This window comes from Spirochaetota bacterium (assembly GCA_017999915.1).
GTDB lineage: Bacteria > Spirochaetota > UBA4802 > UBA4802 > UBA5550 > RBG-16-49-21.
This window is the reverse complement of sequence record JAGNKX010000009.1, coordinates 81,636-96,369: the sequence shown is the minus strand read 5'-3', so window position 1 is coordinate 96,369 and position 14,734 is coordinate 81,636. Positions and strand designations below refer to the sequence as shown.

Annotated in this window: 15 protein-coding genes; 3 read left to right on the top strand and 12 right to left on the bottom strand. The window is 51.8% G+C overall.

Features of this window, described 5'->3' with window-relative positions:
- Positions 1-58 precede the first annotated feature (58 nt).
- From KA369_14080 to KA369_14050, 7 genes are all read right to left on the bottom strand, one after another.
- Positions 59-1,045, bottom strand: a complete 987-nt coding sequence (locus KA369_14080; protein MBP7737102.1) for a hypothetical protein — start codon at positions 1,043-1,045, stop codon at positions 59-61.
- A gap of 437 nt (positions 1,046-1,482) precedes the next feature.
- Positions 1,483-1,944, bottom strand: coding sequence for a hypothetical protein (locus KA369_14075; GenBank protein ID MBP7737101.1), 462 nt, complete (start codon positions 1,942-1,944; stop codon positions 1,483-1,485).
- Positions 1,945-2,074: 130 nt separating this feature from the next.
- A complete protein-coding gene (locus KA369_14070; protein ID MBP7737100.1) occupies positions 2,075-2,791 on the bottom strand; it encodes a class I SAM-dependent methyltransferase in 717 nt (238 codons plus the stop codon).
- Positions 2,792-2,895: 104 nt separating this feature from the next.
- Positions 2,896-3,420 (bottom strand): hypothetical protein, encoded by a 525-nt coding sequence (locus KA369_14065; GenBank protein ID MBP7737099.1) that lies wholly within the window; start codon positions 3,418-3,420, stop codon positions 2,896-2,898.
- 194 nt (positions 3,421-3,614) lie between these two features.
- The gene (locus tag KA369_14060) at positions 3,615-3,833 is read right to left on the bottom strand and encodes a hypothetical protein (protein ID MBP7737098.1); all 219 of its coding nucleotides are present in this window, start codon (positions 3,831-3,833) and stop codon (positions 3,615-3,617) included.
- A gap of 150 nt (positions 3,834-3,983) precedes the next feature.
- Positions 3,984-4,694, bottom strand: a complete 711-nt coding sequence (gene ribA / locus KA369_14055) for a GTP cyclohydrolase II (protein ID MBP7737097.1) — start codon at positions 4,692-4,694, stop codon at positions 3,984-3,986.
- Between the two features lie 101 nt (positions 4,695-4,795).
- On the bottom strand, positions 4,796-5,110 hold the full coding sequence (locus KA369_14050) for a hypothetical protein (protein ID MBP7737096.1): 315 nt from the start codon (positions 5,108-5,110) through the stop codon (positions 4,796-4,798).
- 220 nt (positions 5,111-5,330) lie between these two features.
- On the opposite strand from KA369_14050, the gene KA369_14045 reads away from it, so the two are divergent.
- From KA369_14045 to KA369_14035, 3 genes are read left to right on the top strand one after another with little or no spacing between them, the layout of a single operon-like run.
- On the top strand, positions 5,331-5,960 hold the full coding sequence (locus KA369_14045) for an adenylate/guanylate cyclase domain-containing protein (GenBank protein ID MBP7737095.1): 630 nt from the start codon (positions 5,331-5,333) through the stop codon (positions 5,958-5,960).
- A gap of 28 nt (positions 5,961-5,988) precedes the next feature.
- The gene (locus KA369_14040; protein ID MBP7737094.1) at positions 5,989-6,861 is read left to right on the top strand and encodes a hypothetical protein; all 873 of its coding nucleotides are present in this window, start codon (positions 5,989-5,991) and stop codon (positions 6,859-6,861) included.
- Between the two features lie 27 nt (positions 6,862-6,888).
- A complete protein-coding gene (locus KA369_14035; GenBank protein ID MBP7737093.1) occupies positions 6,889-7,755 on the top strand; it encodes a hypothetical protein in 867 nt (288 codons plus the stop codon).
- A gap of 3 nt (positions 7,756-7,758) precedes the next feature.
- On the opposite strand, the gene KA369_14030 is transcribed toward KA369_14035, so the two are convergent.
- From KA369_14030 to KA369_14010, 5 genes are all read right to left on the bottom strand, one after another.
- On the bottom strand, positions 7,759-8,217 hold the full coding sequence (locus KA369_14030) for a pyridoxamine 5'-phosphate oxidase family protein (GenBank protein MBP7737092.1): 459 nt from the start codon (positions 8,215-8,217) through the stop codon (positions 7,759-7,761).
- A gap of 4 nt (positions 8,218-8,221) precedes the next feature.
- Positions 8,222-10,189 carry an AAA family ATPase gene (locus KA369_14025; GenBank protein MBP7737091.1) on the bottom strand — a complete coding sequence of 656 codons (1,968 nt, stop codon included), beginning with the start codon at positions 10,187-10,189 and terminating at the stop codon, positions 8,222-8,224.
- A gap of 336 nt (positions 10,190-10,525) precedes the next feature.
- Positions 10,526-11,401, bottom strand: a complete 876-nt coding sequence (locus KA369_14020) for a hypothetical protein (protein ID MBP7737090.1) — start codon at positions 11,399-11,401, stop codon at positions 10,526-10,528.
- An 88-nt stretch (positions 11,402-11,489) separates the two neighbouring features.
- Positions 11,490-13,289 (bottom strand): Ig-like domain-containing protein, encoded by a 1,800-nt coding sequence (locus KA369_14015; protein ID MBP7737089.1) that lies wholly within the window; start codon positions 13,287-13,289, stop codon positions 11,490-11,492.
- 436 nt (positions 13,290-13,725) lie between these two features.
- Positions 13,726-14,706, bottom strand: a complete 981-nt coding sequence (locus tag KA369_14010; GenBank protein ID MBP7737088.1) for a bile acid:sodium symporter family protein — start codon at positions 14,704-14,706, stop codon at positions 13,726-13,728.
- Positions 14,707-14,734: the final 28 nt, after the last annotated feature.

Sequence of the window (14,734 nt, the reverse complement as noted above, 5' to 3'; positions counted from 1 at the left end):
GACGGTAATTAATTTTAGGATGAAATTAGAAAACACCCGATCCGGTGATCCGGCGCTCTTATCGAACCTTGACAAGATAGGTGAAGGCCCATGAATAGTCTTTGGGCCTGTCAGCGGGGCTTATCCAGCCAATAAGATGATAGTCTCCGGGATTTTCAAAAACAGCATGAATGAGTATATCCCCGTGGTCCCGTACGGCATCGGGCCGGGAAACGATAGTTCCCATTTTATCCCGTATATTGACGGTGATAATCAATCCGGCCGGAGCGGAAAAGCGAAGATCCAATTCATGGGAACATGTTATAACACTGGATCGGTTCCCGTCCAGCTGACGAAGGCCATACTGAAAATACCCGTGGCGGTAAAAAGGGAGACTCTCGAAAGCCTTCTTTGAAATCTTACCCGAAAGGAGCTGCCACCGCCGCAGTTCCGGAAGATTAGTATAGATAAACTCGGCCGGCGGGGTAAGGAAATAATGCTCCCGGTATTCCCTGAAATATTTTCCTTTATTGAAGTGCCCTGCGCCGTAGGTGCTGTCCAGAAGATACCATTTGCCATCTAACAGGACAGCGTTCCAGGCATGGTCATTGACCACCCTGTCCCCGGGGCTATAGGCCGATCCCCTGGTGTAGCCGGTGATCTCTATTGCTCTGACCCCCATGCGCCGGGCCGCTTCGACAAACAGCTCGGAATAGCCCTGGCAGACGCCTTTCCTGTCGCGCAGGGTCTCCCGGGCGGAGTAGTTTTTCTTATCGATGTCATAGGTGATATGGGCGGTTATCCAACGCCATAGTGCTCTGACCCTCCCCAGGTCGTCGCTGGCAGCCCCGGTAAGATACGCCGCCAGGGTGTCAATGGATTCTCCGGCTGAACCCGGAGCCTCCAGGGCAAACCGGTCAATATCCCTGAATCGGGCCGGGTCAAAGCGCTGGTTTCCAGCGAGGGTGTCTATATTCCGGATAATCTGGTGCTGTTGCGACATCAGGCACGCGGTGAACTGGACGGATAAAGCGATAACAATAGGGATAAACAACAAGCCTTTCATGGCCCTGGATAATCTTACAAAAATAAGTGATTGTCAAGAAAAATGGGGATAGGGTCAGAGCAAATTTGTCTTGCAAGTGATTTTTAACGATAGTTATCGGTAGTAATACCTATAATAATCTCATAAGAACGATAACTATCCATATAAAAAACTCATTATGAGAAGAAAGAAGATCCCGCAAGGCGAAAAAAATCCCCGCTGTGGCGGGGATATAATGAATAGACGCGTATAAATCATGACTGGTTTTCGGCATCAGGGGAGGTTGGATACAAACCAATCCTATTCTGACCGCAACCAAAATAATCTATAGAAAAACCGGGCGATCGTCAAATTTTCCGGTGATTTTTTTGAATTTTTTATGGAAAAACGTGGGCGGGTATTTGTTTAATATTACAGAATCAATCCATAAAATAGCCGTGAAATGGAAGTGGAAAATGCTATGTTCTCTTTTTCGCGAGGCGATCCCTGTCCTTGAGAAGGATATCGCGGTGGCCGTATTCCTGCCTGGCTATCTCTTCGATATTCTGCGCGATCATAAGGTTGTAATCGGCCATTTTTTTCAGAAGCCGTGCCATGCTCTCGTACAATTTGCCGAGGGATTCCTCGGAATTCGCCAGCATTTCGAGAGCCTTGACCGCGTCTTTTTCCTCTGAAATCTTCTTGAACACGGTATTGAGAAGATTATTCTGAAAGTCTGAGATAATGGCTTCGTTCATGACCGGCTTAGGAAATTTTTCTTTTATTTCTTCAATGATCTTCGCGTGTTCAAAGGAGTGGACCTCCATGAATTCAAGGACGTCCCGGGCTCCTTCAAGGCGGGCCAGGTTCTTTATTTTCTGATAGTAGGTCGCCAGGGTATTTTCAAGGAAGATGATAAAGTTGATGTATTCATTGGTCATGGCGGCGCCTCGCGTATCATGGAATGGAGCGGATCATGCCCGTAATCTTCGGGCGTTTATAATATATACAAACAACGATAATGCGTCAACGGCATTAATGCGCCGCGCGCCGGAATGATAGTCCGCCGGTCTATTCCCGGCGGGCTTTTTTGCAGATATACACCGCCATGAAGTTTTCCCCGTACCGGGCGTCCTCGATGTCAAATCCCGCCCGATAAAGCATCTCTTCCATGATCCAGTCGAAGGTCGAATACTCGTTCTTGATGTGATTCGAGAATTTCGTCGTCATGTCGTCACCGGAAGTTTTCTTGAAATTGTCGAGGACATGGCTCACGGATGCCTCGTATTTTTCGAGCTTAAGAGAAAACACGACATCACGGAGATAAAGCCTTCCGCCGGGTTTCAGGAGGGAGTTCATCTTCATCAGGGCTATCTGCTTCCAGAAATCGGGAAGATGGTGCAGGGTCAGCTGGGTGACCACGGCGTCAAGGTGCTCTCCCTCATGGAGGTAATTCAGGAAACCGGCATTGACGAAGCGGATGTTGCCCCGGCCCCGGGAAAGGGCCTTTTTCTCCGCGTAGGCCAGCATGATGGGCGATATGTCCACGGCATAGACCTGGCGGCATTGTTCCGATACGGCGGCGGCGAATTCACCGGTGCCGGAGCCGAACTCGATGACGGCCGCGTCCGCCGAAAGATCGAGGGATGAGATGATCTCACGGATTTCCGATTGTATGTCGCGGATGGTTGCCATGCGACGGTCATAGTTCTCGACTTCGGCCTCGCTATTGTAATCGGTGCCCACGTGCTTCATCTCTTCATACTGCCATGGGTGTGTGGATGTCATCATGATGCTCCTTGTGCCGTCGGTTCAATAAGCCTATAGTATTGAAATGAGCAATCTCTATATGATAACCGCCGCGATGAGCGGCGGTCGGTGGCCTCGGGGAGTTATTTGGAGGAGCTTCCTGATGATGAGCTGGAGCTGGTGCTTGAGCTTGTACTGGAGCTCGAGCTTGAAGTTGATGTCGTGGTCGTGCCGGAGGTGCTCGACGATTTGTCGTCGCTTACCTTATATTGAAATGCCAGGGTATTAGAGCAGTAGGTTGTGGTGCTGCTCGTGGTGCACGTCGGAAGGATCGAATATCCCTTTTCATCCAGCTTGTTGTCCTTGTAGGCCAGGATCATCAGTGAATCGGAACTGTCTGCCCGGGTCAGTGTAATGGTCGCGGTTTTGATTTTTCCGGCGGGGATGACCATGGTTCCCGACAGATTGCTCAAGGCAATGGGCGTATCGTCGTCCAGTATCACGGTGGCGCTGAAAATATGAGTGGACGTTGTGCTTCCCGTACAGATGAGAAAAAGATTGATTTTATAATCGGATGTATCCTTGAAAGTGTCGCATGATAGGAATAACGTCACGATCGTAAGGGCGATGGTGATTGATGTTTTTGGAAAATATTTCACTATGTTCATATTGTTGCCCTATCACCGATTATCTATGCTTAGAATAACAATCCGCCGGTTTTTTTCAACTATAAATTGTGATTTCCTGGATTTAATAATGTTACCACGGACCATGAAGATATCATCGGGAAGATCTGTTGCTGTTACCATGACCTTTAATACGCTGCAACTCCATGGTCCTGCCCTATAGGCCTTGGCGGTGATTATTCCTTGCCCCTGGGCTCCGCTTCTCTGGTGCGTTTTGATACTATGATATCGGCGATGAACGACGCGGCCAAGGCCACAGTCATGACGACGCAGACGCCGATCATGACGCTGCGACTGATATGGATTCTTTCGTAGAATTTCCCAACCAGAAAACTGAATGAAAGGAAGCACAATGTGAAGACAAGAGTCATGATGAGCTTTGTTTTTTCGAACATAAATGTACCTCGTGGTCTGTATTACTCCGGATTATCTGTTTGCGCGTATCCGCGCTGCCTTCGGTGCCGCGCCGCATTTCTTTATATTGTTGCAGCATGTTTATCCTATGGATATTTTTTTGTCAATACAGTTGTTGAATTATGGGCCGGTCAGTACCGCTCATCCTCCCTGTGGTCCAGGCGCAGGAGATGGCCGAAACGCTCCTTCTTGGTTTCCATGTAGCGCCGGGAGTGGCGGTCCGGCGCCAGCTCGTGGTGGACCCGCTCCGTGACGCGGATGCCGTACCGCTCGAGCTGCTCGACCTTGTCCGGGCTGTTGGTCATGAGGCGCACGCTGGCGACGCCGATTTTTTTCAGCATTTCCGCGGGGATGCGGTAGTCCCGCTCGTCCGGCTTGAAGCCGAGGATGGTGTTGGCGTCGACCGTGTCCAGGCCATGGTCCTGGAGCGCGTAGGCCCGGAGCTTGTTCATAAGCCCTATGCCGCGTCCTTCCTCCATGTGGTAGAGGAGGATGCCGCGTCCTTCCTTCTCTATCATTTCCAGGGCCTCGTGGAGCTGCGGCCCGCAGTCGCAGCGGCGGCTGCCCAGGGCGTCGCCGGTCAGGCACGAGGAATGGATCCGGGTGAGGATGTCCTCGCCGTCGCCGACATCGCCCTTCAGCACGATGGAGTGGTCCTTTTCATCCTTGTTGTTGACGAAGCCGATGATCCTGAATTGGCCGTAATCGGAGGGAAAGTCGGCCACGGACACGACCTTGACGCAGATGTCGTCGGGACAGCCATCGCAGTCAAGGCTGTTTGGACATCTGCGGAGTGATTCTATGTCCTGCCGGATGATTTCTTCGAATGTCGGCGCTTTCATTTTTCACATACCCGGATATGCATGGTGGAATACAATCTGCAGCGGTATGCAATATTTGCAATAACAATTTTGCGCGGATTCGGATGGAGGGCGGGACCGCCCTATTCGCAGAGGGTCCTGACCTGCCGGGTGCTCTTTGATTTCTGCTCCGTCATCTCGACTGAACACCCGGTATCGGCTCGCATGCAGCGCTTGAATTCTGCAATGGCCTTCTTTTCCCTGGTCTTAAGGTTCTCGACGACCACGCCCCCCTCAAGGACTTTGAAGAACTTGAAGCAGCAATCGTTTTTGATGCCTTCGGAGGTGCAGAGTGCGAAGGCCGGTTTGCCTATATGGTATTCGCGGGTATCCCGTGAAAGCGAAGCCAATCCCAGCAGGATTACAAGAAATAGCATGGTGATTATGATTTTTTTCATGGTCGGTGCCTCTGTTCATTTGTTTGATCTATGCATAATTAATCGGCTGAAAAAATAATTATCATAACCGAAATATAAGAGACTGTGTTTATAAAGCATTATTGTGAATATTTTCATGGTCCCGGTATTAATATTGACACCCTATCGGAGGGGGTGTATCTTTTCTGTGAATAAAAATCCCCCTGCGCCGGGGGAAATGATACATCATCGAGGAGATATCATGGGAGACAGGAGATCGATAAACAGCAGCGCTTCCGAGGACCGCCTTGAGAAGCTCATAGCGGAACGGCTCAAGCCGGGTTCCGACAAGGAGAAGATCGATGAACGGATCTGGGACCTATTCGGCGAGACCTGGTGCGTCATGTTCACCGACCTTTCGGGATTTTCCCGCGGCGTGGCGAAGTTCGGCATTATCCATTTTCTGCAGACCATCCATGAATCGGAGCGGATCCTCATACCCATCATCGAGAACAATGACGGCATATTGCTCAAGGTGGAAGGGGACAGCTTCCTGGTTATTTTCCGCAACGTAGCCAAGGCGATCCAGTGCTCCATCACCATGCAGCGCACTCTCAAAGATTATAACGTGGACAGGTCCGATGAGGAAAAGGTGCTTCTCTGCGTGGGCCTCGGGTACGGGAAGATGCTCCGGATCGGCGACACCGACGTGTTCGGCGCTGAAGTGAACGCCGCGAGCAAGCTCGGCGAGGACACGGCCGATGCGTGGGAGATCCTTGTGACGGACGCGGTGTACCAGCGGGCCAGGCAGAGCAAGGGCATCTCCTTCGAAGAGCTTCCGGATGCGCCTCCGGGGAGCAACGGGGCGTACAAGATCATCTACACCCTGTAAGGCATCGACAACAACCGGAGGACGATCCATGACCTTGCTTTCGAACAGCGCCGGGCCGGGTTCAGCCATAGAGTCGAAGCTCCGTCTTTACAAGATCGGCCTGTACGGTTTTGTCGGCGGTCTGGTCCTTACCGTTTTTTCCCTCTTTCTGATGGGCGCCATTTCCCTCGTTGGCCTTCTATGGAGCGACGGCGGCATAATCGAGAATATCGGCTCCGCCATCGGGATCATCATACCCCTGTTCTTCGCCGTCCCGTTTGTTTCTTTTATAATCCTCATGGTGTCGCTTTTCAAGAGTCCCCGGGAAGCGGACATGAGGGAGTACATGAAGCCGTCCATGGGCGGCCTCGTATTGGCCTTCAGCGGGGGCTTCGCCCTCTGCGCCCTTACCATTCTCGGCGCTTTCGTCATCGTAATGGCGTCATTCTACTTCAGGGGCGGCGGTATCATCTTTCTCGCCATTGCATACTTCGGCGTCGCGGGAATCATGTTTTTCCTGTCCGGTAGCTATACACTGGTCCGGGAAATCGCGGCCAACAGGGATATGGCTACCGATATCGCCTGGGTGAAGCGGTCCTTCCGTGTCCTCCGCGTCGGCGGCCCTGATGCGGGACCCGAGATGGGTGAGAAATCAAGCAGGATCCTTACGCGTATCGAGCGTATTGCCGGATCGATGCTCGGCGTGGTCATGTTCTTTCTCTTCAAGGGACAGGAGATGTATGAGGCGGGGCGGAGCGTCACCGGCCACGGGTCCGATTCATCATGGCTTGATGTTCTTGCCACGACGGACTTGCTGCTGGCTCTCTTTTCCATGTTCATATTCATCTTTTCCACGCTGTTTATCATCAGGTCCATCAAGATGGTGTTCAAGGTAAAGGGCGGTAATGCCGCTGACTCATAAAATCCCATAGTGAGGGATAGCCATTATATGCGTATATCGCCGGCCAAATTAAAAATGATACTGATGGGCCTGCAGATGGCCATCGTTATCGCCCCGGCAATCGCGGCCGATATGCGTCAGCGCCTGGATGAGGAAGTCCGGCGCAGCCTCCCTGCCGGCCAGGAGACTGCGTGCGTGTCGCAGGGTGATTTCGGTCCCACCGTGGGCGGCGCCATCGTGATATACCGGGAAGAGGAATGCTCCGAGTGCCGTTACTCGGGCCTTGCCCTCGTCCCGCAGAAGGGCGGTCCTCGCCGGGTTGTACAGCTTCCCGATATCCGCCAGTTCGACAATCTCACCGTGGACAACAGGGGCGCGGGTCCGATCCTCTTCGCCGACGTGGACTCCGATGGACAGAAGGAGGTCCTCATCCTCGTCAGCGGATACCGCAAGGGACCGGAGGGATACCCCCTGACAGTCGTCGCTGTCATGGACTGGAACGGGACCTCTTTCGCAGCCCTTACGAAGGTGGAGAATTATTTCAGCGATCAATGCTCGAACGCGACACAGGTCAGGGCCATGATCAACACCCTGGTGACCTGCGCGGGCTCCTACATGTCGGAAACCGCAGGGGTATCGGCTGACCTGGCGGTCTCACTGGGCGAGAACGGCGAATTGAAGGGGACGTGGAACTCGGTTTACGGCCAGGCCCACCTGTGCGACAGGCTTACCTTTAATCTCAGGCAGGGCAGGGGGAGGATCGAGCTGGTGAAGGGCGGGGCATCCGGCGCCGACGAAGTCATCGGGGCGATGCAGGTAACGGGCAAAAAGGCCGTCATCAGGTTTTTAAAAGATCTCGGCGAGTTCGACTGCGGCGCGGGCCATCCTCCGGTGGTGAAGCTACGGCGCAAGTGACGGCTATCCCGCCTTTCGCCCGGTCATTGTCTCGATGGCCACCTTGATGATACAGGTCCGCTCAAAGGAATTTTCCCGGTAGTCCCATCCTTTGCGCTCCGAGTAATGACCCATGATGATATCGAGAGCTTCCCGCTTGCCCTCCCGGTCCTCCACAAACTGCGCCCTGCCTGCGCCGACGACGCTCCGGTATTTCATGCCGTAGCCGCAGGCCGTATCGGCGCTGATGAGCTCGGCGTCCATGTCGACCTCGAAACAGACGATGTTGTTCTTCTTCAAGATGTCGATTTTTTTTCCCGCATGGCCCGTATGGAAGTAGAGAGCCCGGTCGCGGTATCCGAAGTTGAGGGGAACGATGTAGGGGACGGCGCCGTCGGTCATTGCCAGTCGGCAGACATCAGCCTTCATCAGAATGGCTTCGATCTCCCCAAGGTCTGTGATTTCGTATTCTTTTTTTCGCATTGAATTATCCTATGAGGTCCTTCTCCTCCGGGATGTCCTCCGGCGCGATGGTGCAGAGGATCTCGTCCGTGAGGGGCGAGATGCCGGCGATGCGGTTCGCCTGGCGCTCCACGATGCGCTCGAATATGTTGCGCACGGCCCGGCCGTTGCCGAAGGTGCGGTCGCGCTTTTCATAAAGTGTTGCGAACAGGGCGAGGGCCCTGGAGCGGGCCTCATCGGGAACCCTGAACTCGGCGTTCTTGCAGAAGGAGTCAAAGATCCTGATCAGCTCTTCTGGCTTGTAATGGTCGAAGTAGAAATAGCGGCTGAAGCGTGACTTCAGGCCCGGGTTCGAAAGGATGAAGCGGTCCATCTCCTCCGTGTAGCCCGCCACGATCACCACCAGTCTCTCGCGGTAGTCCTCCATCCTCTTGAGTATCGTGTTCACCGCCTCCTGGCCGAAGTCCTTTCCGCCGATGTCGTCCGGGATCAGGGCATAGGCCTCGTCGATGAAGAGGACGCCGTCCAGCGCCTTCTGCACCACGTTGTCCACGTTGATGGCGGTCTGTCCCACGTAGCCCGCGACAAGGCCGGCGCGGTCCGTTTCCACGAGCTGGCCGCGCTTGAGGAGCCCCAGGCTCTTGTACACCTTGCCCAGGAGCCGGGCGATGGTGGTCTTGCCGGTCCCCGGTGGGCCGTAGAACACGGCGTGAAGCGACAGCGGCGTCGCCGGGAGCTTCCGCTCCTCCCGCTCCTTCTGCACCTTGATGAGGTTCACCAGGGTCGCTATCTGCTCCTTGATCTTGCCCATGCCGACCAGGGCGTTGATCTTTTCCATTACCTTTTCCAACGTCTCTTCCTCTTCGGCCTCCTTGATAGCGACCGCTGTGGATGATACGGCGGTGCCACGGTAGATCAGCTTATGGATCTGCTTGAGCCGCTCTTCCTCCTCCGGCGACAGCGTGCCGTCCGCCTTCATGAGGCACTGGGCGAAGGTGTAGAGGGCGGTGCCGGCGCGGTCCGCGTGCCTGGCCCCGGTCTCCCGGTCAAGGTTCTCCAGGAGGTTCATGGTCTTCAACGAGTAGCCCTCCAGGTCAAGGCCCGGCTTCGTTTTCTTGATATATCCCGAGATGCTGTTCCAGTAGCTGATCAGGTCGCCCTTACGGTCCGGCGGGAAGGAATCGCCCCAGAATATCTCACCGGCAAGGGCGGCAGTTGCGGTCGATCCGTCAGGGTTAAGGGGCATCAGCACCAGGGAAATGAAGATAAGCTCCGCCGGTGACAACGCGCCATCGGGCATGCCGCAGAGGGATGAGAGCAGTATGATGTCGTTTGCCAGGGCGTCTTTGAAATCCTTGTTGTTAACCTGGCCCATGAGCTCCGCTATGGTCCTGTTTATCTTTTTCGCTTCTTTATAGAGAAATTCGAGGCTGGCATCGTCGATGGCAATCTCCGCCCCGGCTGCCTCTCCGGCCGTTGGGGCGCCGCTGATGATGTTCCTGTTCATTTCCTCCAGGGTCTTCATGGTGCTGTTGATCTCGTCAAGGATCCGCAGGGTGGAGTCCTCCCGGGGCGTTATCGCTCCGTCACCTTTGCTGTTGATGATGTCTATGAATTTCGTCACGGCGGACCTGTTGTCGAAGGTCTTGAAGGTGACCTGTGTCGATTTGAGCTTCATGGTTATGATGATGGAAGAGAAAGCTCGCTCGAAGGCGATCCCCCTGATGTCGCCAAAGGAGAGCTCCTCGTACTGCGGGCTGGAAAGCTCGCTCGTGACGAAGAGAATGCGGCGGTCCGTGGCCAGGAGGACGCCGGCAAGGTCCCTGTCGCCGGAGATTTTTATCCCACGGTACAGGCCGTCCAGGACATCGATAACGCTCTCCCCGCGGCCGAGGAGCTTTTCAAGGCCCCGGAGCACGTTTTTCTTGTTGGATATCAGTATCCAGTTCTGGATTGTATTGAGGTTCTGTTCAATTTCTTTAGATGATGCCATGGGGCTTGTCCGGATTATTATCGATGCTCTGACCCCAGGATATGGTGATGGGATGGTTTTTCACAAGCATTATTTTACGTAATGGATCCCGGCGGGTTGACGGATAGTTATCGGCATGTTTTTCAAAGATGGTATCAGAGCAGATGGTGATTTACTGGAATGTCCCGATAGTTATCGGTAAACAATCGTTCACTATTATGAGCAGGGCAAAGTGTTGACGGATGAGGGTATTACACAACGGGTTTCCGGCAGCCTTCCAATAATTGGGGATGTCAGAACAACAGCGGACAGATAGTTATCGGCCTATCCCCCAGGGCCAGAGCTCCTCAATGCAGCCTAGAATTTTCCTTCAACGCCTACCTGAAATGAGACTAAATGCAAAATATTGCTTTTTTCTATAATAATGCCGTATCCGGCGCCGATAGTTATCGCCACGGCCTTTGAAACAAAGAACATTGTATCCAGTCCGGCCATAACCAGGGGCTCAAAGCTGTCCCTGGCGGATTTCCTGATAATCGAAGGCCGCGACACCATGCTGTTATAGGCGCCACCGGCATCTAAAAACGGGCAAAGGGTGAGCCATTTATTGATCGTGAACTCATAGCCGCCATGGATAGTTATCGGGGCGATAACTATCCGCCTGAACTCCTGGCGGGCCGGGAAAAGGTACCAGCACCCGCCGTGGATACCAAGGCGGAAGGCGCTGCCGCCAATGGCGAGCCAATCGATGCCTGCAATGCCCCCGGTGCCGCAGAGGGCGATGTCCCTGAAGCCGAAAAGAGGCACGACGCCTGCCGGCCTTGCCGATACCGCGATCAGGGGCTTTTTAGGCACCGGGCGTTTTTTCGAGTAGGAGTTGATCTTTGTCTTGAGAATGACCTTTTCCCGGGGACTATAGAGGTCAGGTCGCAACCTGTAGGATAGGGCATCCTCTTCAACAATGTAGCCCTCCACCATTTCATCTCCGTCTAGCTGGAAATAGAACATTGTCTTGTAATGATCATTAAAAAGAGTGCGGATTATCTCTTTCCGGGGAACGGCACGGGACTTGCCATTGTACTGTTTGACGGTGATTGTTTCAAAGTTCTCGGTCGTGATGGTCCCTTCCACGATGGAGCCGTCCCTGAGGAAGATGGACTCGGCGTGGAGGGATGAACTGATTATTGCTATTGCAGCGGTAAATAATATAATGTAATAATATTTTTCTTTCATATCATTGCCATTGGTTCGTTATTATATCGACCCGTAATCCTTAATGCTGCATCATGATTAAATTTATGGTATCACGGGCTGTTTTTGATTACGGCAATCCGGGCGGGGTCCCCGCGCTTATATATAGATAACCTGTTGTATAGGAATCTCCACAATCGTTATAAAATATTATATTGACAGTACCGGTGATTTGCTGTAATTTCCAATACCAAAAAAAGGCTGAATCGTAGACCTTTACTTTTTCTTTAATCAGCATCGAATCAACATCATAAATGATTGGTTGTGTGACATCAGCGGGCGGACCTCCTGCAATATTAGATAGAAATGCTTTATTCAGGTTAACATGGGCTGAATAACTAACCGCGCCATCGGGAAGGTCCACGTTTAATAACAAATCAGAATAGTATGTAGTTCCGGAAAGAGATGAAGCGGTCCATCCAAGAGTGGGCTTGCCAAACTTAAAGGTTGAACCCGTGGTAATTTGTGCCGCTTTTGAATATGAACTGGCATTTCCAAATAGATTGTAACTGCGTACTCTTACTTGATATCTCATCCAGGGTTTCAATATGTCAGTAGTGTATAGTAGAAAAAAATTGGTGTCGATTGTCCCTGTATCATAACTGGACCAGTTTGCATTATTAATGTCCCATGGTTGCCATTCAATAATAAATCGACGCGCTCTGTTGGCATAAATGTTTTTCACATTTATTTTTCTTTGATCGGATGAGAGCTCAATAGTAAATGTCGGTATCTCAGGAAATGTATTATCAAGAGTAGAAAAGGAGAATGTAAACGGTTCTTTAAGCATGTTCCCGGCAAGGTCCTTTATATTTGTAGCGACAATCACACTGTACATGGTATTGTTTTCCAGAGGTGAAATGTCCCTGAGCTCTATCATTTTGTATTTATAGACCACATTACAGTCAATCTTATGTCCGTCCTTTATGAGATATATACTTGCTCCTGTCACTGTGGTGGGATCTATCGTTTCATTGAAAAAAACACTCACACCCTGCATCATAGATATATCCTTTATGCCGTCGAGAGGCTCTGTCTGAACAACAGATGGAGGCGTATTGTCGATGTGGTTGGAGACATAAAAACTCCATGTGTAATTCCCGGTCAGGAAATTGCCCGCCATGTCGCTGACGCCGGAAGTGATCCTCACGCTGCACCCCCCATTTGAATTCAGTCCCATCTTTGGCCGGAACATGATTATATTCTTCTTGCATATTATTTCCCCGGGGACGACAATCCCATTATTGGAGACTATAAATGTGTCCGGCCTAACCGTAACTGGATCGACGCTTTCACTTAGCACAATATTAATAGCTGTATTCAGTGGTACTAATATGGTCTGGTCTGCCGGAACGGTCATGGTCACAACGGGTGGCTCCGTATCCACCTGCGTGCCGGTTGTGAAATGCCATGTGAACCTTCTTTCCAGGTTGTTGCCGGCCAGGTCCTTGATGCCTGTTTCTATGGCGATGTCATAATTGGCATTGGGATCAAGATTTGATGAGGGTCTGAAGGTGACGCTGTTCCGGGAACACCTGAAGGCACCTTGCACTGGTTGCCCGTCCCTGGTAATGATGAAACTCGATTCTAAAATAGTAGCCGGATCAATGTCTTCGCTGAATATGGCGCTGATACCGGAGTTGCGGGCAACACCTGATGCCTGGTTGTCGGGTATGATCGATGTTAATGATGGAGGGATCGTTTCATGGATCATGAACAATTGAGCGAGTAAAGACAACTCATTCTTGCCCTCCTTTAGCTCTGCCAGTGCGTTATTGTAAAATCTGTCGCAGCCGGTTAGGAACAGGGCGAGAAAAAAGATCATGACAATACAGTACGGGAATTTTTTTCTAAGAATATATTCTTTCATAATAACCCTCGGGATTTTTGAGCGAAATTACGGCATACAATTTTGGCGATTACCCGCCGTGGTATTGCCGTAGATTCTTTTTTATTTTTTTATTTAAAAGAGTGGAGAAACAAATATTGTATTTAATGTGCAAAATGTATTTGTGGGTTGTTGTGTGCCAATCTTTTTTTTTCTTGGCGGAATGTTATTTTATAAACAGTAGTCAGAGTATTGTATACAGGAAACAGGCGTGAATAAGATAACAACTGTTATCTTATTCATCAGATTTTAACTGGCTGTAATCGAAAGTATGGGAGGGTCAGAGCGGCCACTAGGGCGGTTTGGCGCCCATAGTTATCGGTAAACAAGTGGTAATTTTTATCCTTTGGGGCGATAGTTATCGATTATACAGGGGGTCAGAGCAATATCGACACCGATAGTTATCGGTAAACAACCGTTAATTTGTTTCTTTCAAATGAGCCATCCCTTCCGCCTTCTCAGAAGAAGCTTCCCGATAACAATCGGCGTTTCGCTTCCACACAGCGGCAAGAAGGCTCGCAATGAGAGAATGGAATAGGCTAGAAATGGCGCTCGGAATGGCGGTGACGGGGTTCGCGAAATTGCTGCGGGCCAGCACCACTCCCAGGCCGGAGTTCTGCATTCCCACTTCGATGGAAATGGTGCGAGCCGTTATAACATCACGGGTGATGATAAAGGCAAGGCTATAGCCAAGGAGAAAGCCCCCGGCATGGAGAGAGAACACGGCTGCGATGAGCTTCCATCCCGCTTCAAGGATATGCTCCCGGCCGGCGCCGATAATGGACGACACGATGAGAGTGATGAAGATCACGGCCACAAGGGGCATGGCGGGAAGGATCGTCCTGGTGAAACGCGGCATGAACCGGTTCAGGAGGACCCCGGCCGCGACCGGCAATAGTATAACCTGTACTGTGGAGAGAAAGAGGCCAAAGGCAGGAACATCAATACGGCTCCCCGCCAGGAGGGTGGTGAAAAAAGGCGTGGCAACAATGGCGAGTATCGTGGTGATGCTCGTCATTGTTACGGACAGGGGCACATCGGCCTTTGCAAGGTAGGATATGACGTTCGACGCTGTGCCTCCCGGACACGAGGACACCAGGATGAGTCCCACCGCCAGGGGAGCGGGCAGATCGTAGAGATACGCCAGTGACCAGCCCAGTATGGGCATGATGCCGAATTGGAGACAGACCCCGGCAATGACGCGACCGGGGAATTTCACTATGCGCCGGAAATCGTCCACGGTAAGGGTAACGCCCATGCCGAGCATGATGATCCCAAGGCCGATAGTTATCCAGCGGCCGGAAAACCAGGCGAAAGCCGGGGGATAGGCGAGGGATATGATGCTGGCTATGAGGACCCAGGCGGGGAATCCTCTTGTTATGATGTCGAGTATTTTCATGTGTTTTATATTTATTCAAAAGAGTAGA

Coding starts and splice junctions, on each gene's coding strand:
- KA369_14080 (MBP7737102.1), bottom strand. CDS start 1,045: ATGAAAGGCTTGTTGTTTATCCCTATTGTTATCGCTTTATCCGTCCAG.
- KA369_14075 (MBP7737101.1), bottom strand. CDS start 1,944: ATGACCAATGAATACATCAACTTTATCATCTTCCTTGAAAATACCCTG.
- KA369_14070 (MBP7737100.1), bottom strand. CDS start 2,791: ATGACATCCACACACCCATGGCAGTATGAAGAGATGAAGCACGTGGGC.
- KA369_14065 (MBP7737099.1), bottom strand. CDS start 3,420: ATGAACATAGTGAAATATTTTCCAAAAACATCAATCACCATCGCCCTT.
- KA369_14060 (MBP7737098.1), bottom strand. CDS start 3,833: ATGTTCGAAAAAACAAAGCTCATCATGACTCTTGTCTTCACATTGTGC.
- ribA (MBP7737097.1), bottom strand. CDS start 4,694: ATGAAAGCGCCGACATTCGAAGAAATCATCCGGCAGGACATAGAATCA.
- KA369_14050 (MBP7737096.1), bottom strand. CDS start 5,110: ATGAAAAAAATCATAATCACCATGCTATTTCTTGTAATCCTGCTGGGA.
- KA369_14045 (MBP7737095.1), top strand. CDS start 5,331: ATGGGAGACAGGAGATCGATAAACAGCAGCGCTTCCGAGGACCGCCTT.
- KA369_14040 (MBP7737094.1), top strand. CDS start 5,989: ATGACCTTGCTTTCGAACAGCGCCGGGCCGGGTTCAGCCATAGAGTCG.
- KA369_14035 (MBP7737093.1), top strand. CDS start 6,889: ATGCGTATATCGCCGGCCAAATTAAAAATGATACTGATGGGCCTGCAG.
- KA369_14030 (MBP7737092.1), bottom strand. CDS start 8,217: ATGCGAAAAAAAGAATACGAAATCACAGACCTTGGGGAGATCGAAGCC.
- KA369_14025 (MBP7737091.1), bottom strand. CDS start 10,189: ATGGCATCATCTAAAGAAATTGAACAGAACCTCAATACAATCCAGAAC.
- KA369_14020 (MBP7737090.1), bottom strand. CDS start 11,401: ATGAAAGAAAAATATTATTACATTATATTATTTACCGCTGCAATAGCA.
- KA369_14015 (MBP7737089.1), bottom strand. CDS start 13,289: ATGAAAGAATATATTCTTAGAAAAAAATTCCCGTACTGTATTGTCATG.
- KA369_14010 (MBP7737088.1), bottom strand. CDS start 14,706: ATGAAAATACTCGACATCATAACAAGAGGATTCCCCGCCTGGGTCCTC.